Raw genomic sequence first — 20,825 nt, 5'->3', positions numbered from 1 at the left:
TTATTTAACGTTAATTGGTAGTGGTGCATTAGCTGCAACTAATTTTTGTTCACGCATTTCTTCCCAGAACGCTGCCGGAATTACTGTTTTCAATGCAGCTTGGTCTTCTGCAATTCTTTCTGGTTTACTTGCACCAGGAATAACAGCTGCAACCGCTGGGTTAGCCAGTGAAAACTGTAAAGCAGCAGCTTTAATACTAATTCCATGACGATCTGCAAGGTTTTTCATTTTATTAACTTTTGCAATGATTTCTGGTGACGCTTTTTGGTATTCGAAGTGAGCACCTCCAGCAAGAACACCTGAGCTATATGGTCCACCAACAACAATGTCCATATTGTTTTTTACAGCCGCAGGCATTACGCGTTCTAACGCACGCTCGTGGTCTAATAATGAATAGCGCCCAGCTAGTAAAGAAACATTTGGTTTTGCTTCTTCTAAGTCCAGCATAAGTTCAATTGATTCTACTTTATTTACTCCAAGGCCCCAGCCTTTAATTACACCTTCATCACGCAATTGAGTAAGTACACGGAATGCTCCTGTTCGAGCAATTTCAAATTGTGAAATCCACTCATCTCCATAAAAATCTTGTGCTACGTCATGAATATAAACAAAATCTAGACGATCTGTTTTTAAACGTTTTAAGCTATCCTCAATAGAACGAAGAGTTGCATCCGCACTGTAGTCGTTGATAATTTTATTTTTACGGCCAAATTCGAAAAGCCCGCCTTTTTCACCTAAATCACGTGTAGATGGATCTTCCAATTCATCTGAAATAATTCGACCTACTTTTGTACTTAAGAAGTAATCATCACGATTTCTTTTCGATAATGCTTCACCAAGACGAATCTCTGCTAAACCAGATCCATAAAGTGGAGCTGTATCAAAGTAACGAACACCATTATCCCAAGCAGCATCCACTGTTGCGATTGCTTCTTCCTCTGGAATATTACGGTACATATTACCTAGTGGTGCCGTACCAAAACCAAGTGTACCTTTTAATAAATCTTTCATTTAAAATCTCCTCCTAAAATCTATTTAAAAATGATGAATGGATGTAAATAATATGAAAAGGGATGACCGATCAAATGCACTATAAGGGATTCGAACGGCCCAAAAATATATACTTCAAAGCACGACAATTATTAAAAATCACATATTTGCTTTTGAGCTCCACACTACTCATTTCCCTCTCACGTATGTAATTATGTCTTATCTACAACACAATAAAAAGTACGCACTTTAAAGTGTTATAGATACAAATAAGTAACAATTTTATGTTTCAACGTCTGTAGCTTCAAAATAAAATGATTAAAAATGATTTTATAAAAAAAAACCCTATTTTGCGGAGGTAACTATAGAAATTATCAGTGAACATAGAAAGTTGTTATTATTTCTTCATAAAAAAAGACCACAACGAATCGAAATATGTTCGTTGTGGTCTTTTACCTTATTTAAAATATTAAATTACATTTCGAACAAAAAGGAGCAGAATTCCCTTTTCTAATTTTCGCATCACATTTTGGACAATATACGTATCGCTCTTCTATCTTTTGTCGTTCTATCATATGTAAAGATACTACCCTCATACTACACATAATCCCAATTAATATAAGACTAACAATGAGTAGCATACCTCTCACTCCTCCCCTCTAAATTTTACCATAAAATAACAAACCCGATTCTCTCATCAAGAATCGGGTTTATACTTACAATCCTAATTTTGCCTTCGCACCGTCAGGAATTTTATCTATCGTTACTTGCACTTTATCATGTAAAACCTTTCCCCTTGTAAGCACATGCCAGTACGAACCTTTTTGTAATTCACCTACTCCATCAATCGTTACTTCTTTTTCTTTCCCATCCCTATCGTAAGCTTTCACCGTATATTCATGGCCTTTATTTCCGCCTAACTCTTTTCCATCATTATCAATAATTGCGTAATGATTCTCTATATTAAGAAATGGGTTCATCTGATCTAATAGCTTACTCCCATTTAATAAATATGCCGCTCCTGCGACAATAACAAGCATCGCTCCAAAAATAAATCTTTGCATCTATATTCCGCCTTTCATTATGTTTTCTTTAAGATGTTTCTAAGTATAGAGCTTATTTCTTAATAAAAACTCGTACGGTTTCTTAACATTTTCTTAAACTAGAAGTGAAATATTAATTAGAAAGATCAAAACAATAAAAAGTAATTTTTTATACTGCAATTGACAAAATTACACTTATGGTGTAATTTTACACTATATTAAAAAAGGAGCTGCATGATGAATAAACAAGAATTTATTGAACTCGTTAATTCAAAATTAAAACTCATCCGTGTTGAAAATGATTTATCACAAGATAAAATGTCAGAAATTATTGGTTTATCGAAGAAAACATTAGTAGAAATTGAAAAAGGAAGACGCACACTAACATGGTCAGGTGCAGTTTGTGTCGTAACACTCTTTGAACAGAGCGATACAGTCCAGATGACATTTGGTGATGATGTGAATGAAATTATAAAAACAATCGCTTTTACACATTACAATACAAACTTCCCGAAGACGTTAGGGGGAAAAGTGTGGTGGCGACAAATAAAAGAATTAAACGGTTATCAAATACAACAAAATATTTTATCTCAACATTATAGAATTTTAGATAAAGAAGACCGTAGAATATGCCATTCATTCGAACTAGATGAAATTGAACAACGATTTATGGAAATGGCAAAAGCATCTCAATAAAAATATTTTATTTATACGAAATAATGAAAGGAATAAAAGGATATGAAAAAAATAATGATTACAACGTTATCCCTTGGCCTACTACTTGGATTATCAACTGTTGTTCTTGCAAATACAGGCTCAAAAACTGAAAGTTACGCGGAGGAGCTTGCGCATTTCAAATTAACTAACCCTAATATCACTCGCTCAGAAGTACATTCAATCATGAAGCAAAGAGAAGAGTTGGATGAACTATATAAACAAGTAGATGTATTAGAACTAAACTATGGCATTCGTGTTGATAATACAAAAGATCCTCATAAAGAACCGAAACACCGTGATGATTTACCAAAGTATCAGCGTGAGAAATGCATTCAGCTAAGTATCAAAATTTTGGAAAAAGAGCTCCAATTTTTAGATACTCAATATAAAGCTGGCCTCATAAAACGAGATGTTTATACAATAGACAAAAACAATTTTAATCACTTTAAAGACAAAGAGTTGCAAGAACTAAGTCAATAAAATAAATTCCGGAGTATAATTCAAATGAAGAAACAGATACATATCACTATTTTAAATACGTTAATCATTAGCACGTTAGTATTCAATTTATTTATTTTCACATCAAGAATGAGCTTTTTGCCTTGGTATATTGAAGATGGCTGGGGATACTTAGGTTTAATATTTACATCCTTTATTTTCTTAATTGCCTTCTTTATGTCCTGGCAACTTCACAAAGGTGGAGAAATCACGGCCTTACAAAAGTTCATTCCACTAGCTTCTGCTATACTTTCAATCTTCGTTCTAATCACTCCATCAAGTGATTTTATGACTATATTAGCTAATCTGATCAATACAATCCTATTAACACTTTATATAACTGTATTTCAGACAAAGCCTAATGTAAGTGATAAGGAGCTATTACACTAAAAGGGAGAGTTATTCTACAAAATAACTCTCCCTTCTATACTACTCTCAATAAGTCTAAAGCTTCATTCTACTTACTCATCACTGTACTTCTTCTTTGCCTATACACATAAACACCACCCGCAACAACAAAAACAATCCCGCCAAAATACACGCCATACTCTATCGCAACTGCTACAATCCTTTCAATATGTTGTCCAAATAAAGAACCGAGCACAAAATAAATGAGCGTCCAAACAAATCCTGTCGTATAGGAATACAAAGCATATATCCGAAATGACATATTATTCATCCCAACTAAATACGGTACGATATGTCTTACAACCGGTATGAAGTAACTTGTGACTAACGCATAATGACCATACTTCTCTACCATTTGTTGAGATTTCAAAAGATATTTCGCCTTTTTCTTTTTCATTAGCTTATCAAGTACTTTTGTACCAAATATTTTCCCTAGTATATAACCTAAAGAAAGTCCGGATACAACGCCTAAATATGTTAACAAAAATGCTGGAATGATACTTAATATCCCTAGTGAAGATACAAAGCCACCACTCATTACGATCATTTCATCTGGAATTGGCATACCGATGATCCCTAACCATAAACAGAAAAACAACGCCCAATAACCGTATTGTTCAATATAAGATAATAATTCGTACAATTCCATTATGCATATGCTCTCCTTAGCTCTTTTTTACAGCTAAAGACGTACGCTGGTGGGAAATTGAGCCACACTTTTTCTAGTGTAATTTCAGGGAAGAAAAGTTGTATAAATCCTTTTTTCACAAGTGAATATTGAAATGTAATAAATTTCCCATTCTCATGTATCGCTTCCATTACATTGTTTAAAATGCGCTTTGAAACTTCTTCTGGTAAAGAAGTAAAAGGCAATCCTGATAAGACGTAATCAACGCATTCTATATGGAACTCTTCCATATACTTCTTTATATTTTCAGCTGAACCATGTACAACAATGACGTTCTGCTCATCTTTAAACTTTCTCTTTAACTCTTTGCAAAACACTTCATTAATTTCAATAAGAAGAAATGTTGTTTCCTTCTTCTTTCTCTTCATAATTTCTTTCGTAAAGACTCCTGTACCAGGACCTAACTCTACAATGCATTTTGCTTTATTAAAATCAATTACATCTACCATTTTCTTTGCTAATATTTTTGAACTTGGCGCAATTGCACCAGTATGTTTCGGATGTTTAATAAATTCGTGTAAGAATGTTATGAGTTGCATATAAACCTCTCCTCATTCGTTCGATAGTTTTTAACTTGTTTCTAAGTATAACTATCGTTTCTTAATAAAAATTGAGGAGATTTCTTAAGATTTTATGAAGAATGTATCATTCATTCTTATACATGAAATCTTTCGTATTACATAAATAAATATCTCTTTTATATTTATTTATTTGATATAATGAATATAAAAAGGAATTTCATGGAAGTTACCATCGCTATGTCTATTTTCATACAACATGTGCAGAATTTAATGTGTAAATCACCTTTCATTATTATCCAATATATGTAATCCTTTTCGTGTAAGCGAAAAATTCAAAGAATAAGAAATTTATACCTTATAGAAACGAATGTAAATTTACGTATAAATATATTTCAAAACTATTTAAAAGGAGAAGATAATGAATAATTCCATCGACCTACAGTACTTATGTGATCTTGTACATAGCACTTTTCATGTACCTGTTCAATTTCTATCTACTGATAGAAAAATTGTGTATGAATCTACTTCTCATACGATTGGTAGTCCGTTTTATTCTTCTAAAGAAGAACATCTGAATGAACTTTTTCAAGAAAATGCTCTTTGTAATTTTCCAATTTTCAAAGGGAATAAGTATCTTGAAAACTTCATTATCATCCATATAACAAATCATGAACATATAAAAGGAACGATTATAATCGGCCCTACTACTTACCCAAAAGTATCAGATGAAATGGCTATTAAACTTATGAAATATTTCAACTGTAATGATAAAACGCAACAAGGAGTAGAGTACTATCAATTTCTACCTGAGATAAAAAAAAGTACGCTAATTGATATAAGCATTTGGTTACATTACGTCATTTTCAATGAAAAATTAGATCGCGATATTGTTTGGGAAAAAAATAAATTGCTCGAGGACGTTTCTTATAAAATCGTAAATCCTGATCTATATATTTCAAAACGTCGCCGGCATGATCCGCAAAATTATGACATATCATTGGAACGTAAATTTTTTTCTGCAATTAAAGAAGGCAATAAAGAAAAAGTCATACAATATGCATATTCCTTCCCACAAGAAGATTCAGCAATTTCATCCAAAGGAGATCAACTAAGAAACCAAAAAAATAATGGCATTATCGCCATTACGCTAGCTATTCGATATGCGATAGATGGTAATCTTCCATCACATGTTGCTTTTTCACTCGGTACTTTATATATCCAAACCATCGAAAAACTAGATAACATGTATTCCGTAAACAGATTAATTGAAGATGCATTATGTACTTTCGCAGAACGTGTGAAGGAATATAATAATCAAGCATATTCTAATTCCATTACTACATGCCTAAATCATATTCACAAACATATTTACGATGAAATAACTCTCAATGATCTTGCTAACCTTTTACATATTTCCCCTACTTATTTATCAAAGCTATTTAAAAAAGAAGTGGGAATCCCTTTAAGTGAATACATTCAGAGAGAACGAGTAGAAGAAGCTAAAAAGTTATTAACATTAACGACCTATCCTTTATCAGATATTTGTGCCTGGCTTAATTTTAATGATCAAAGTTATTTCACAAGAGTCTTTAAAAAAATTACTAGTATGACTCCTAGACAATATCGTGAAAATCATACAGTAATATAAAAACGCTTTCTTAATAGAAGGTGAGATAGTTATCATACTGGCTCACCTTCATCCATTTATTCTCCTTCATCCAAATTCACCTTAATAAAGTTTGAATCCCATTCAAAAAAGTACAAGAATGACAAATAATTACTATAAATAAGTGAATGAATTTGATAATTTTTTAGTATTAAGCAAATTCAGCTCAAAATCATCCACCATTATTTCGTTCTATACATAAGTTGCTTACTCAATTATAAGTAACAGCTACTTCCATAGTGATTAACCTTCCTATATAGAAAATATATTGTTAGGAGAATAGAAAGCATGAGTAGTACAAATATGTCAAAACCAGCTCCAACGACTATTATGTCTAAGCAATCTGCTGACATGAAAGAATCACGAAAAGTATCACCATACGATGGTAGAGAAAGAATTGAAGATACTTTATTACGTTCATTCATTTCAGAAAAAGAAATATTGATTACTTGTTATAAAGATGGTTATTTCCCTACAAACTATATGACTGTAATTGAATTAAATCCTTTGAAACGTTCTTTAATTTGCATAGATGCCTTTGACCGAAAACATACTTTTAGTTTTATCGATATAATCGATGCACGTTAATTATCTCTTCATTATAATGAGATCGTAAAAAAGCCATTCACCTCATAAAAAATGAAGTAAATGGCTTTCTTATTTTCTCGCAGCTTCACTTATTATTTCGCACTCACAATCTTATAATAAGAACGAACTGTTATGAAGTAATATCCAATATAAATGACACCGTATACTCCGATACTAATTAGAAGCGGAATCATAATTTCAAATGGTAGTATGTTCCCTAAACCTTTTAATGCAAACAAGCTGTGCAGGATTCCGATTACTAACGGGATTGCAAAGATAAAGCTTACTTGTTTTGCGATAGCTTTTTTCATTTCTTGTTTTGTGACCCCTATTTTGTGAAGTACAACATAACGCTCACGATCAGCATTTGCTTCTGTTAATTGTTTAAAGTAAATGATAGAACCTGTTGCTAGTAAGAATACAAGACCTAAGAACATTCCAATAAACATCATTAATCCTGTTCCTTCAAGTCCCATATGGAAACCAGTGTAGAAATCTCTAAATGGTGGCACCATTTCTGATTCACCAGCTGGCATCACTTTTGTTAATTTTTCTGTTAACACTTTACTATCTTTTTCATCTTTCACATCAATATTTTTTACAACGCGTGTTCCAAATGCTTGCTTCGCTTGCTCATACATTTCATCTGAAACGACAACAACTAATTCACCTAAATTTGTAATCGCAACGTCATTTGCACCTTGGATTTTTAATTGCTTCGTTTCGTTTCCAATTTGGAATACTGCTTTATTTCCTTTATATTGTGGACTAAACTCATGCCCTTCAATATATGAACTATCATATATAAATGCTTCACCAGCAACTACATTCACTGTTTCTGCGTCGATTTTTTTAGCAAGTTTATTAAATTCCGACTGAGACATAAACTGATATTTCTCTGAAATTGTGTAATTCATATTAAGAATGAAATCAACTTTGTTCCCTTCAAACTTCCCTTTTACAGGAACTGTCTCAATTTCAAATTGATCTTTGATCGGGTGATTTTTCTTCTCTTCTGCAAAAATTGCATTTACTTTCTTATCAAGCGCTGCATCTTTTTTCTCATAAGAATAGCTATATGGTGCAACTGCTTTTGATTGCGTAAATGTGTTGTAATACATCGTAACTGACGTACCAACCGCTGTTAATGTTACCGCGCTTAAAATAGAAATTGTCGCAAGTGACTTTGCATTTCCTTTAATACGATATAGTAGCTGTGACGTCGTTACCATATTCATACCGTTATAAAACGATGATTTATTCGTTCTTGCACGTTTCAATACGAATACTGTAAAGAACATAAATAGTAAGTACGTACCTAATACTGTTGCCAGTAAAATATAAAGTGCAACTGCCATAAAGTCTGCATATTTAACTGCCTTCATGAACATTAATGCTAAGAAATAACCTGAACCGATTAAGACAACTGAAATTAATGCCATAATGACAGATCCTTTTGGCATTGCTTCTCCTTCACGTTCTGCGCGGAAAAGTTCAATTAACTTAAAGCGATAAATTAAACGATATCCTTGAAGTGATGTATACAAAATAATCACAAAGAAAATAAGTGCTGTATCAATAATGGCAGCCATCGGTACTTCAAAATGAACATTTAAGTTTAATCCCATCATATTTACTAACAACTCAAGGAATAATTTTGAAAGGACACTACCAATCGCAATCCCGATTACTAATGACATTAATCCCATTAACATATTTTCATAAAAGAGCATTTTACCAATTTGTCTTTTACGAATACCTAATAACGAATATAAGCCAACTTCTTTTTTACGCTTCCTTGTAAAAAAACCGTTCGAATATATAATGAACACTGCTACGAAAATGATAAGCATCACACTGGAAACTTGGAATGCTCCGCTAATTTTTTTTGAAGCTTCCGCTGCTTTTTCCATTTGTGAATTATATTGCAGTGCTTTAAATGTAAAGTAAATAACGATACTAAAGATCATAGATGCAAAATATACAAAGTAGTCTTTAAAGTTCCGCTGTATGTTGCGGAGGGCAATGCTAGATAAGGTCATCAGCCATACCTCCAGAAATAGAAGACATTACATCAACGACTTGTTGGAAGAACTGTTTACGCGTTAACTCGCCGCGGTGCAATTCTTTATATAACTCACCATCTTTAATGAAAATAACTCGTTTACAGTAACTCGCCGCAAACGCATCGTGCGTTACCATTAAAATTGTAGAGTTATCATATTCATTTAACGACTTCATACTTTCTAATAAATCTGTTGCTGATTTAGAATCAAGTGCTCCCGTTGGCTCGTCCCCGAAAATCATACTTGGATTTGTAACGATTGCGCGTGATGCCGCACATCTTTGCTTCTGTCCACCAGATACTTGATATGGGAACTGACTTAAAATATGATCAATACCGAATTTCTTTGAGATTTCAAGAACGCGGCGATCAATCTCACTCGCTTTCACCTTTGATAACGCAAGAGGTAACGCAATGTTCTCTTTTACAGTTAACGTATCTAATAAGTTATAATCTTGGAAAATGAAACCTAAATGATCGCGACGGAATAACGCTAACTTATCATCATTCATTTTCACGATATCTTTTCCATCAATTAAAATTTCACCGTTCGTCGCATTATCAATTGTAGAAAGAACGTTTAGTAAAGTCGTCTTACCAGAACCAGAAGGTCCCATAATTCCAACGAACTCACCTTCTTTTACTTGTAAGTTAATACCTTTTAACGCTGCAAATCTATTACCACCCGTGTCATATACTTTTTCAATATTTTTTGCTTCTAACACTGTTTTCATCTCGACATCCCTCATTTCTTCTATTCTCTATCTTCAACTATATACACTCTCTACTCTTGCCACTATCGATGTTTCTTACACAAACATGACAGTTATGTAAGGCACATAAGTAAAGAAATCAAAAAGTTAACGTAATGAATCAAAGTACTTTGTTACTATAACATTGGGATATCATGCCATCCATTCATTCTCCTTACAGGAACATTACAATTTTGTAAGGTACAAAATGTACCCTACAAAGTTGTGCACAAAATGTCGGATGGAGCTATTTCGTTCCTGCTATTCTATGTACAGAGGAGGTCATCATATGGATTCACTTAAAAATATGAATGCTGCAATGCGCTATATTGAAAACAACCTAACAAATGAAATTAATTTTAAAGAAGTCGCGAAACTAGCTTACTGCTCGGAATATCATTTCAAAAGAATGTTTTCTTTCCTAGCTGGCATATCACTATCAGAATATATTCGTTGTAGACGTCTTACGCTTGCTGCTTTTGAACTAAAAAATAGCGATGCAAAAATCATTGATGTCGCTATCAAATATGGCTATAACTCACCAGATTCATTTTCTCGTGCCTTTCAAAATTTGCACGGCATAACACCTTCAGAGGCCAGAAATAGTAGTCATTCTTTGAAAGCTTATTCACCAATGACCTTCCAGTTATCGATTCAAGGAGGAAATGAAATGAATTATCGAATTGAAGAAAAAGAACCATTTCGAATTATAGGTATTACAAAACGCGTACCGATTGTATTTAACGGTGTAAATGAAGAAATTGCTTCTATGTGGAAAAGTTTAAATCCAGATTCCATCCAAACATTAAAGTCACTTTCAAATGTGGAACCGAATGGAATCATTAGTGCTTCTACTAACTTTTCTGAAGGAAGAATGGAAGAAAAAGGAGAACTCGACCACTACATTGGAGTAGCCACAACAAAGGATTGCCCAGTGCAATTCGCACAACTTGAAGTCACAGCTTCAACGTGGGCTATATTTGAAGCTGTCGGTCCATTTCCTGATGCACTGCAAAATGTATGGGGGCGTATTTATTCTGAATGGTTTCCTTCTTCGAACTATGAACTAGCGGAAGGGCCAGAAATATTATGGAATGAACAGAAAGATATATCTTCTCCAAACTTTAAAAGTGAAATTTGGATACCGGTTTTGAAGAAGTGATAAAAAAACAAAGCTGCTTTTCCTTTTAAGGAAAAGCAGCTTTGTTTTACATTTTTAGTTCTTTTTTATAAGCGACATAGGAATATCCCATCGTTAATCCTACTGCACCGATAATAATTCCAACCATTACGAAAGATTTCCACGTTACTGGTAAAAAAACACTTAAAATCATAATAATCCCTAATGCAACAAACACCTTTCCGCTAAAACGGTGCGTTTTTCTCCACACTTCTTCGTTACTTAACGTCCACGGTGTTTTTATACCTACAAAGTAATTTGGTTTACATTGTGGTAAATAGTTTCCGATGACTATAAATAAAAGACCAACTAATAATTCTGGCACTCGATTAATGAATAAGTTGTATCCTAATCCACTTGTAATAATATCTATATTTCCTACAAATAGCAGCAGTAGTATTCCGTTATTCATCATCATAAAAGCTTTAGAAAATTTCTCGTAGTTTGCTTTCTTTGGATCAATCTTTGGCAACACGTTTAGAAAAGTATATAAAATAATCATAATTCCAACCATAGAAAGCATTCCATACAATTTAGAAGAATATCCATCTACTTTACCGCCGCTCCAATGCGTTGCAATTGTATCCGGTAAATGTGGCCAAGCAAACGCCCAAGCTAAACAAGTTATAACAATTAAAAAGATTGCAAAAAGATGCTTTTTCATTTCCCCTCTTCCCCCTTATTCGTAAACGTAAACACCCAAGTCAATAAATCTTGAAAGACAGTTGTGTTTAAAGAGTACACAACGAATTGGCCTTTTTTTTCATCTTGAATAAGTTCAGCATTTTTAAGTGCGTTTAAGTGGTGTGAAATACTTGGTTTTGTCATATTGAAATGTTCAGCAATCTCACCAGCGGTTAGATCACCTTCTTTTAATAAGTCTAAAATTTTTCGCCTTGTTGGATCTGCTAATGCTTTGAATGCTTGATTCAATGTCTTTCTTCCTTTCGATAATTAGACATTTAGATACTTATCTAAATGTTAAAATGATTTCAGTTGATTGTCAATTATATACGAGGCCCTTTTTACTTTTCACACTTTTGACCTATACTGTTTACTAGCTTACCTTTCAACATAATGAAAAGACTTGAAACACATGATACACTATAGCTACAATTGTTTTTTTAGGAGGAATATACATATGTATAAAATTTTAATCGTTGAAGACGATCCAAATATTTCATCATTACTACAATCTCACATTCAAAAGTACGGTTACGACGCTGTTGTTACTGAAAACTTTGATGATATTATGGAATCGTTTAACGCTGTAAAGCCACATCTTGTTTTACTTGATGTAAACTTACCGAAATTCGATGGGTTCTACTGGTGCCGTCAAATCCGTCATGAATCTACTTGTCCTATTATTTTCATTTCAGCTCGTGCTGGTGAGATGGAACAAATTATGGCGATTGAAAGCGGTGCGGATGATTATATTACAAAACCGTTCCACTATGACGTTGTAATGGCAAAAATTAAAGGTCAATTACGCCGTATTTACGGTGATTATGCGCCAAATATTTCTGAACGTATCGTTGAGGTAGAAGGTTTAAAACTATTCCCAGAACGTCCAGAAATTCATTTTGGATCTGAGCAAGTTCTTTTAACGAAGAAAGAGGCTATTTTAGCAGAAATGTTATTATCTAAATTCCCTCGTACAGCGAGCCGTGAAGATTTATTAGCTGCGCTTTGGGATGACGAGAGCTTCGTTGAAGAAAACACATTAAACGTAAACATTACGCGCCTTCGTAAAAAGTTCAATGAGCTTGGTATTGAAAATGCTATTGAAACAGTGCGCGGACTTGGGTATCGTTTTAACGCAACTTGGAGTGAATAAGCATGAAGCTATTTCTACGTGATCATTTTGCATTTTTTCTACTGTACGTATTAAACTTCGGTATCATCTTCGTTCTTTATGATGCAGTAGATGGATTTCAAAATAATAAATTTTACTTCGTCGTTTTAAGCTTATACTTATTTATTTGTTTCCTCGCTTACCGTTACGTTCGCAATCGTAGAATGTACCATAGATTAAGTGAACAACCAGAAAAAATGGAAGATGCGTTTATTGAAAGAGCAACAGCTCCGATGCCTCATGGTGTAAATGAACTCGTGCGCACGCAATATCGTCTATTCCAAAAAGAACTACAATCGTACGAAGTAAAACAACAAGAACATCAATTATTCATTAACCACTGGGTGCATCAAATGAAGACGCCTGTTTCTGTTATGCAACTTATGGTATTGGAAATGGAAGACGAGCATTTAATTCCAAAGTTTAAAAAAGAATTAGAACGTCTAAACCAAGGGCTTGATATGGCTTTATATATGGCAAGGTTAAATAACTTCCATGAAGACTTCCATGTTGAGACGATTTCATTAAAAGATACCGTAACAAAAAATATTAATGGATTAAAAGAACTATTCATTCGAAACGGAGTCTTCCCTGTTTTAGAAGTTCATTCTGATTTAAAGGTTGCTTCTGATGCGAAATGGCTAAAATTTATCATCTATCAGTTAATGACAAATGCAGTTCGTTACTCTGGTGAGCGCGGAAAGAAAGTATTCTTATCCGCTTACCGAAACGGAAAAGATATTATTTTAGAAGTTCGTGATGAAGGTGTTGGTATTCCGCAAGAAGATATTCGAAGAGTATTCGAACCGTTTTACACTGGGAAAAATGGCCGTACATTCGGAGAATCTACTGGAATGGGACTTTATATCGTAAGTAAAATTTGTGATTATTTAGGTCACTCTGTCAAACTAGATTCTGAAGTTGGTAAAGGAACGACGATTAAAATCATCTTCCACAACGCTGCAAATAATCAAGCAGAACATACGGAGAAGGTGACCGAAGCATGATCGTGACATATGCTAGCAAAATGTATGAGAACTTACTCTCATACATTTTTTACAATAAAACTACATATTTGCCTTCTAGCAGGAGGTACGTATTATGACCTTTTGGCAGTTTGCCTTTAAAAATGTAACACGTAATTCCAGAGCTTATTTTGCTTATTTCGTAAGCAGCTCGTTTTCCATCGCTGTTTTCTTTTCATTCGCTGTTTATTTATTCCATCCGAAATTACAAAATTTTGGCATAGTCTCTGAAATTTCAGGATTAATGATATTTTCAGAGGTAGTAATTGTATTTTTCTCTTTCTTCTTTTTACTATATTCCATTGGAACTTTTTTAAAAGTTAGAAAAAAACAATTCGGCGTTTTGACCGTTTTAGGAATATCGAGAAAACAATTACATCGTCTCGTTTTTATGGAAAATATGTTAATCGGTATTTTATCTATCTTTTTCGGTATGCAGTTTGGACTTGTATTTTCACAATTTTTCTTATTAGTCACAGCAAAAATTACGCACGTACCAGGCATATATTTATACTTGCCTATTAACGCGTTTATTTTAACAACAATTGTTTTTCTAAGTCTCTTTATCGTTGTATCTACATTCACACCGATGCTTATCCGTACAAAAAAAGCGGTACGTCTTTTAAAAATAAATGTCGGAAAACAAAAAGAAAAAAAACCATCCATACTCGTTTCTTTATTTGGTGCGATTTGTTTATTAGGTGGCTATGCGTTAGCTGGAAATCCTAAATATTTCGTATCAGTAAGCCCGCAAGTAGGTGTTATCTATATGTTTTCAAGTATTTTTGTTATTCCAACGCTTATTACAATCGGAACCTATTTCTTCTTTTCACAAATTAGTTTCTTACTTATTTATATTTTAAAGAAAAGAAGAAAGTTTTATATGAAACGAATTAATATGCTTTGGATTTCGGATTTAGCCAACCGTATTCGAACGAATATTAATATGCTGTTTATTGTAGCGATGCTATCTACAATCGCTTTCACAATGATTACATTCTTATATGGATTCGGGAAGTTTATTAAGCTAGAAGTTAATAGAACTTCTCCTTTCCCAATTTCTTATTTTTCCTATGATGCGAATCCTTTTGTTACAGAGCATTTAAATTGGCTTGAGCAACAATTACAAAAAGAGCATTTCCCTTATGAGAAAATAAAAGCTGATATATATGAAGCGCCACTAAAAGAAGATAAAGATGTAAATATTTATAATGACGTATACGCAATTAAGCAAAGTGACTACAACAAGCTTGCGGATTCTTTACGAATGAAACAACTATTTGTGAATGATAATGAAGCATACGTGTTAACGGGAACATCTTATGTAACTATATTCAACGAATTTGAGCAAAGTTATAAAAGAGATTACATTACACTCTCTAGTACAAATACAAAATTAAAAGTAAAAGGCTATGAACATATCAATGCAATTCCATCTGATTTTTCATATCAAACGATCGTGTTGCCTGATATTGTCGTGAACAACTTACCTAACACGGTAAAGCATATATCAGCATATAATTACAAAATTCAAAACTGGGAACAGACATATGAGATTGCTGATAATTTTATAGAAAAAGTGCAAAAAGATCGAAATAAATTCCAGTATGAAGGACCTCTTATTCGATCCTTTGAATCAGCAGGATCGTTATATAAAATAACATCCGGTAGTGCCGCGTACTTCCTAATCGGGACATTTTTAGGAGTTATTTTCTTCATTGGAGCTGGTAGCGTTCTTTACTTTAGAATGTATACAGATTTGACGAACGAACAAGAAAAATATATAACGATTTCTAAGATCGGTGTGACAGATAAAGAGATGAAACGATCTGCAACCATTCAGCTTAGTATTTTGTTTTTCGTTCCTTATATTATGGCATCCATTCATACAATGTTCGCAACGAAAATGCTACAAGATGTAATTGGTTTATCTTTGTTCAAAGAAGTTTCAGCCGTTCTTATTATTTTTGGAGTCGTTGAAATTGTATTTTTCTTATTCATTCGTTCGCTTTATATGCAAAAATTATCACAGTATACGAATGGACAAATTATTTAAAACAAACTTGATGAAAAGAGTATTTCTTATATTCTTTTCGTCTTCATCCTACTAGGAGGTCTAGGTGAATGACATTTTGGCAGTTTGCATTTAAAAACGTCACAAGGAACGCCAGAGCTTATTTCGCCTATTTTGTAAGCAGTGCGTTTTCCATTGCTATTTTTTTCTCATTTGCAGTTTATTTATTTCATCCGAAATTGCATATGACAGACGTAAATTCTGCTCTGAACATACTAATGACAATTTCAGAGGTTGTCATTGTGTTCTTTTCATTTTTCTTTTTACTATATTCAATCGGTACTTTCTTAAAAGTACGAAAAAGGCAATTTGGGATTTTAACAGTACTTGGCATATCTCAAAAACAATTAAAGAGACTCGTATTTCTAGAAAACATGCTAATTGGTGTCCTATCTATATTTTTTGGAATTCAATTAGGACTTGTCTTTTCACAGTTCTTTTTATTAGTTACTGCCAAGATTACACATGTACCTGGTTTATATTTATATTGGCCTACAAGCGCCATTATTTTAACTAGCATCATCTTCCTTGGACTTTTCATTCTCGTATCATCTTTTACACCGATGCTCATCCGTACGAGAAAAGCTGTACGTCTTTTAAAAGAAGGAACAAAACAAAAAGAAAGAAAAGCATCCGTGCTCGTCTCTCTATTTGGTGCGATATGTTTAATATCTGGATATGCGTTAGCCGCAAATCCATTATATTTTCTGTCACTAGGTGATATCATTGGGCTTTTATATGCCGTCTCTAGTATATTTGTTATCCCATCGCTTATTGCAGCTGGGACGTATTTTTTCTTTTCACAAATTAGTTTTTTACTCATCCGCATATTAAAAAAGCGCAGAAAGTTTTATATGAAACGCATTAATATGCTTTGGATTTCTGATTTAGCATCACGTATTCGAACGAATATTAATATGCTCTTTATTGTGGCGATGCTATCAACGCTCGCTTTTACAATGATTACATTCCTATATGGTTTTGGGAAGTTCACAAAGTTTAATGAAATAAGAAAAAATCCTTTCCCATTTACTTATTTATCACATACTGAAAACACGTTAGGTGATGAACATTTAAACTGGCTAGAGCAAAAATTTAATGAAGAGCACTTTACTTATACAAAATTTAAAACGGATATATACGAAGTATCTTTAGCTGAAGATAACACGCAACTCTATCATGCAATGAAACAAAGTGACTACAATGTACTCGCTAAAGTATTACAATGGGAACCTCTCACCGTTCATAACAATGAATCTTATATCCTTATGAAAGAAATAGATGATCATTTCATTGGAACATTTTATGATAAAGAAAAAAGAGATAGTCTTACACTTACTCAAAACTCTTTACATTTGAAAGTGAAGGATTATAAAAGTACTAGTCCGTTTCCAAACTGGTTAGTACCGAAGTTACTCATTTTATCTGATGAAAATATAGAAACCCTATCAACCATTTCCAAACAAATGAGTGTATATAGCTTCAAAGTGCCGAATTGGGAAAAGGCATATAATATCGGTGCAGCATTTATAACAAAAATCAGTAATGACAATGCAGCTATTCAAGCAGAACATGCACCATTCCATGCAAGTGAAGCAAGTAACTCTCTATACAAAACGAAATTAAATGTAGCCTCATTTTTCTTAATAGGAACTTTCCTAGGAGTTATTTTCTTTATCGGTGCTGGTAGTGTTCTTTACTTCCGTATGTATACTGACTTAACAAACGAGCAAGAAAAATATATAACGGTTACGAAAATCGGCTTAACAGAGTCTGAGATGAAGCGGTCTGCCACCATTCAACTTGCTATTTTATTCTTTGTCCCTTACATTATGGCATCCATCCATACGATGTTCGCGACAAAGATGTTACAAGAAGTGTTAAATCTCTCGTTCTTCGCTGAGATTACAGTCGTACTGATGATTTTTGGAACAGTTGAAATTCTATTTTTCCTTTTAATTCGTTCCTTTTATATGCAAAAATTATCACAACACATTAAGTTTTAAAGGATAGAAAGGTGATTACTATGGAAGAAGTATTACACATAAAAAACGTCTCAAAAGTGTATGAGGGAAAAGTCCCTCATACAGCTTTAAAAAATATAAATTTGCACGTAGATAAAGGTGAATTTGTTGCTATAATGGGACCATCTGGTAGCGGTAAATCTACGTTTTTAAACGTTATTTCTACCATTGATTCTCCGACTGCTGGTGATGTCGTGATTAACGGAAAAAAACCACACACATTTCGTAGAGAGAAGTTAGCTATTTTCCGCCGCCAAGAGTTAGGATTTGTTTTCCAAAACTTTAACCTACTAGATACACTTACAATCGGTGAAAATATCGTACTACCTTTAACATTAGATAATGTTCCATTAAAAGAAATGGATGAAAAGCTTGATAACATTTCAAAAAAGCTTGGCATTGATCATATTTTAGACAAGCGTATCTTTGAAGTTTCTGGGGGACAAGCACAGCGTACCGCTGTAGCTCGTGCTGTTATTCATCACCCTTCTCTTCTACTTGCCGATGAACCGACAGGAAACTTAGATTCAAAAGCGGCAATTGACGTAATGGAGCTATTTACGAAATTAAACAAAGAAGAAGATGCAACAATTTTAATGGTTACTCACGATCCATTTGCAGCAAGTTATTGTAATCGTGTTATTTTCATTAAAGATGGAGAGCTTTACAACGAACTGCACCGCGGATTGTACCGTGAGAAGTTTTATCAAGAAATATTAGATGTTTTAGCATTACTAGGAGGAAGACGTGGATGACATTTTGGCAGTTCGCATTTAAAAATGTCTCGCGTAATTCAAAAGCATATTTCGCTTATTTTGTAAGTAGTGCGTTTTCGATAATGGTTTTCTTTTCATTTACTGTATACGCGTATCATCCACGCTTACAAAGTGTACAAGGCTTTCAAGATCGGGATCCTCTAATGAATTTAGCTAGTACAGCACAGCTTGTGATCGTTATGTTCTCGTTCTTCTTTCTGTTATATTCAATTGGAACATTTTTAAATGTTCGGAAGCAGCAATTCGGGATACTCACTATTCTTGGTATCTCACAGAGACAATTAAAAAGATTATTATTTACTGAAAACATGATAATTGGGATATTATCTATCTTTATCGGTATACAGGGTGGCCTTGTATTTTCTAACTTTTTCTTATTAGTCACTTCGAAATTAACAAGTGCGAAAGGCCTTTATTTATATTGGCCAACAGAAGCGATTATCGTTACAACCGTAACCTTTATCACTTTATTTTTAATCGTTTCTACGTTTACACCAATGTTTATTCGTACTCGAAAAACAACGCAGCTTATTAAGGGAGTTAACAAAGAGAAGAGTGAAAAAAAACCATCTATACTCATTTCGCTATTTGCTGTAATTTGTTTAGGGCTATGCTATTATATCGCTGGTTATCCGCGAGGCTACGTAACGGAAAAAAATGTGCAAAATGGATCTGTCTTTTTTATTATGTTATCTATTTTACCACTCGTAGTAGTCGGGACATATTTATTCTTTTCACAAACATTTCTTCTTTTTATCTATATTTTAAAGAAGCGTAGAAAGTTTTATTTAAAACAAATAAATATGTTATGGATTTCAGATTTAGTTTCTCGTACCCGCAGTAATATTAATGTACTCTTTATCGTTTCTATGCTATCTGCACTTGCATTTACGATTATTATTGGATTATTCGCTGCTAATAACAATACGAAAGCATCAGTACTAGAGCGATATCCTGTCCCCTTCACTTATACGTCAGAAGGTGACAATTCCCTTGAACAAAAGCATATTACTACAATTGAAACTGAACTTACAAATAATAATTTTCCTTACAGAAAATATAAGTTTACAGTATTAAAAGATACAGCTTCAAAAGAAGACATTATGCTTATGAAGATGAGTGATTATAACGCAATCGCTAAACAATTGAAAAGACCGGAAGTAACAATCGATTCTACAGAAGTGTATATTATTTCTCGCCACTCACCAGAACTGCTAGATCTTGTATCAAATCCATTTGCAAAGCAAAATACGATTACACTTGGATCTAATAAAAAAGAATTTCATATTAAAGGGTTTATTAATAAGGGAATCGAACCATCCTTTGCATTCCCACATTTAGTTGTCGTACAAGATTATGTATTTGATAATATGATTCCTCATATTGAAACAACCGTAATCTACAACTACTTCGTAGAAAACTGGGAAAATGCAATAGTTCCAACCAAAAATATGTTACGTGTTATTAGTAGTGATGCACGTGCGTTCTACGAAAAGCATACAGAAGAGAACGCTCAAGCTCCTTTCTTCATACATACGGCTACGGATGAACTCATTTACGGTAAAGGAAATGCGGTCGCTCAATTCTTTATTTGGGCATTTCTCGGCTTTATTTTCTTTATCGGTGCGGCTAGTGTTTTATACTTCCGTATGTATAATGACTTAACAAATGAAAAACAAAAATACATTACCATTACAAAGCTTGGCTTAACTGAATCAGAAATGTTTCGTTCTGCAACGATTCAATTAGGAATTTTATTTTTCGTTCCTTACATCGTTGCTGGTGTTCACACGTTATTTGCGGTTAAGTTTTTACAAAGCATGTTTTCTTTCTCATTACTAAAAGAGACATGTATCGTACTCACCTTTTTCGGGATTATCGAGATTATTTTCTTCTTCTTAATCCGTTCTCTGTACATTAATAAATTATCACAGCATATGAAAATATGAATAAAA

21 protein-coding genes are annotated in these 20,825 nt (G+C 33.4%); 12 read left to right on the top strand and 9 right to left on the bottom strand.

Annotation, left to right across the window (positions count from 1 at the left end):
* The 3 genes from DN390_RS22150 to DN390_RS22140 all read right to left on the bottom strand — a co-directional run bounded on the left by DN390_RS22150 (position 1) and on the right by DN390_RS22140 (position 2,054).
* Positions 1 to 1,011 (bottom strand): aldo/keto reductase, encoded by a 1,011-nt coding sequence (locus tag DN390_RS22150; protein ID WP_147808451.1) that lies wholly within the window; start codon positions 1,009 to 1,011, stop codon positions 1 to 3.
* Positions 1,012 to 1,451: 440 nt separating this feature from the next.
* Positions 1,452 to 1,631, bottom strand: a complete 180-nt coding sequence (locus tag DN390_RS22145) for a hypothetical protein (RefSeq protein WP_029440251.1) — start codon at positions 1,629 to 1,631, stop codon at positions 1,452 to 1,454.
* A gap of 75 nt (positions 1,632 to 1,706) precedes the next feature.
* Complete coding sequence (locus tag DN390_RS22140) at positions 1,707 to 2,054, bottom strand: YxeA family protein (protein WP_147808450.1); 348 nt, start codon at positions 2,052 to 2,054, stop codon at positions 1,707 to 1,709.
* A gap of 216 nt (positions 2,055 to 2,270) precedes the next feature.
* On the opposite strand from DN390_RS22140, the gene DN390_RS22135 reads away from it, so the two are divergent.
* The 3 genes from DN390_RS22135 to DN390_RS22125 are packed head-to-tail and all read left to right on the top strand — an operon-like array spanning position 2,271 to position 3,638.
* On the top strand, positions 2,271 to 2,729 hold the full coding sequence (locus tag DN390_RS22135; protein WP_098951566.1) for a helix-turn-helix transcriptional regulator: 459 nt from the start codon (positions 2,271 to 2,273) through the stop codon (positions 2,727 to 2,729).
* 42 nt (positions 2,730 to 2,771) lie between these two features.
* Entirely contained in the window at positions 2,772 to 3,230 is a 459-nt protein-coding gene (locus DN390_RS22130) for a hypothetical protein (RefSeq protein WP_147808449.1), read from the top strand.
* Positions 3,231 to 3,254: 24 nt separating this feature from the next.
* The gene (locus DN390_RS22125; RefSeq protein ID WP_098911447.1) at positions 3,255 to 3,638 is read left to right on the top strand and encodes a hypothetical protein; all 384 of its coding nucleotides are present in this window, start codon (positions 3,255 to 3,257) and stop codon (positions 3,636 to 3,638) included.
* A 67-nt stretch (positions 3,639 to 3,705) separates the two neighbouring features.
* Here the strand turns inward: DN390_RS22125 and DN390_RS22120 are convergent, their stop codons facing one another.
* Together DN390_RS22120 and DN390_RS22115 are read right to left on the bottom strand one after the other, a co-directional pair.
* Positions 3,706 to 4,305, bottom strand: a complete 600-nt coding sequence (locus DN390_RS22120; protein WP_147808448.1) for a DedA family protein — start codon at positions 4,303 to 4,305, stop codon at positions 3,706 to 3,708.
* Positions 4,305 to 4,883, bottom strand: a complete 579-nt coding sequence (locus tag DN390_RS22115; protein WP_147808447.1) for a class I SAM-dependent methyltransferase — start codon at positions 4,881 to 4,883, stop codon at positions 4,305 to 4,307. The genes DN390_RS22120 and DN390_RS22115 overlap by 1 nt, the downstream gene beginning before the upstream one ends.
* A 400-nt stretch (positions 4,884 to 5,283) precedes the next feature.
* On the opposite strand from DN390_RS22115, the gene DN390_RS22110 reads away from it, so the two are divergent.
* On the top strand, positions 5,284 to 6,513 hold the full coding sequence (locus DN390_RS22110) for a helix-turn-helix domain-containing protein (RefSeq protein ID WP_147808446.1): 1,230 nt from the start codon (positions 5,284 to 5,286) through the stop codon (positions 6,511 to 6,513).
* A gap of 306 nt (positions 6,514 to 6,819) precedes the next feature.
* Positions 6,820 to 7,119 (top strand): YolD-like family protein, encoded by a 300-nt coding sequence (locus DN390_RS22105; RefSeq protein WP_147808445.1) that lies wholly within the window; start codon positions 6,820 to 6,822, stop codon positions 7,117 to 7,119.
* Positions 7,120 to 7,211: 92 nt separating this feature from the next.
* Here the strand turns inward: DN390_RS22105 and DN390_RS22100 are convergent, their stop codons facing one another.
* A complete protein-coding gene (locus DN390_RS22100; RefSeq protein ID WP_147808444.1) occupies positions 7,212 to 9,161 on the bottom strand; it encodes an ABC transporter permease in 1,950 nt (649 codons plus the stop codon).
* Positions 9,148 to 9,918 carry an ABC transporter ATP-binding protein gene (locus DN390_RS22095; RefSeq protein WP_147808443.1) on the bottom strand — a complete coding sequence of 257 codons (771 nt, stop codon included), beginning with the start codon at positions 9,916 to 9,918 and terminating at the stop codon, positions 9,148 to 9,150. The genes DN390_RS22100 and DN390_RS22095 overlap by 14 nt, the downstream gene beginning before the upstream one ends.
* Before the next feature lie 307 nt (positions 9,919 to 10,225).
* On the opposite strand from DN390_RS22095, the gene DN390_RS22090 reads away from it, so the two are divergent.
* Positions 10,226 to 11,098, top strand: coding sequence for an AraC family transcriptional regulator (locus DN390_RS22090; RefSeq protein ID WP_147808442.1), 873 nt, complete (start codon positions 10,226 to 10,228; stop codon positions 11,096 to 11,098).
* Between the two features lie 46 nt (positions 11,099 to 11,144).
* Here DN390_RS22090 and DN390_RS22085 read toward each other — a convergent pair whose 3' ends face one another.
* Together DN390_RS22085 and DN390_RS22080 are read right to left on the bottom strand one after the other, a co-directional pair.
* Positions 11,145 to 11,780 carry an SdpI family protein gene (locus DN390_RS22085; RefSeq protein WP_147808441.1) on the bottom strand — a complete coding sequence of 212 codons (636 nt, stop codon included), beginning with the start codon at positions 11,778 to 11,780 and terminating at the stop codon, positions 11,145 to 11,147.
* Positions 11,777 to 12,049 carry an autorepressor SdpR family transcription factor gene (locus DN390_RS22080; protein WP_001070526.1) on the bottom strand — a complete coding sequence of 91 codons (273 nt, stop codon included), beginning with the start codon at positions 12,047 to 12,049 and terminating at the stop codon, positions 11,777 to 11,779. The genes DN390_RS22085 and DN390_RS22080 overlap by 4 nt, the downstream gene beginning before the upstream one ends.
* Positions 12,050 to 12,257: 208 nt before the next feature.
* Between DN390_RS22080 and DN390_RS22075 the strand changes: the two genes are divergently transcribed.
* From DN390_RS22075 to DN390_RS22050, 6 genes are all read left to right on the top strand, one after another.
* Positions 12,258 to 12,953: a response regulator transcription factor gene (locus tag DN390_RS22075; RefSeq protein WP_000276732.1), complete on the top strand. Its 696-nt coding sequence runs from the start codon at positions 12,258 to 12,260 to the stop codon at positions 12,951 to 12,953.
* Positions 12,954 to 12,955: 2 nt separating this feature from the next.
* Positions 12,956 to 13,978, top strand: coding sequence for a sensor histidine kinase (locus tag DN390_RS22070; RefSeq protein WP_000765345.1), 1,023 nt, complete (start codon positions 12,956 to 12,958; stop codon positions 13,976 to 13,978).
* 94 nt (positions 13,979 to 14,072) lie between these two features.
* Entirely contained in the window at positions 14,073 to 16,052 is a 1,980-nt protein-coding gene (locus tag DN390_RS22065; protein WP_147808440.1) for an FtsX-like permease family protein, read from the top strand.
* Between the two features lie 68 nt (positions 16,053 to 16,120).
* On the top strand, positions 16,121 to 18,076 hold the full coding sequence (locus DN390_RS22060) for an ABC transporter permease (protein WP_147808439.1): 1,956 nt from the start codon (positions 16,121 to 16,123) through the stop codon (positions 18,074 to 18,076).
* 20 nt (positions 18,077 to 18,096) lie between these two features.
* Positions 18,097 to 18,849, top strand: coding sequence for an ABC transporter ATP-binding protein (locus tag DN390_RS22055; protein ID WP_000393244.1), 753 nt, complete (start codon positions 18,097 to 18,099; stop codon positions 18,847 to 18,849).
* Positions 18,846 to 20,819: an ABC transporter permease gene (locus DN390_RS22050; RefSeq protein ID WP_147808438.1), complete on the top strand. Its 1,974-nt coding sequence runs from the start codon at positions 18,846 to 18,848 to the stop codon at positions 20,817 to 20,819. Before DN390_RS22055 ends, DN390_RS22050 begins: the two co-directional genes overlap by 4 nt.
* Positions 20,820 to 20,825 lie beyond the last annotated feature (6 nt).

It is taken from the genome of Bacillus sp. SH7-1 (genome assembly GCF_008042405.1).
Classification (GTDB): domain Bacteria; phylum Bacillota; class Bacilli; order Bacillales; family Bacillaceae_G; genus Bacillus_A; species Bacillus_A thuringiensis_N.
Note: the sequence above shows the minus strand (reverse complement) of the source record. Positions and strands in the feature narration are given on the sequence as shown.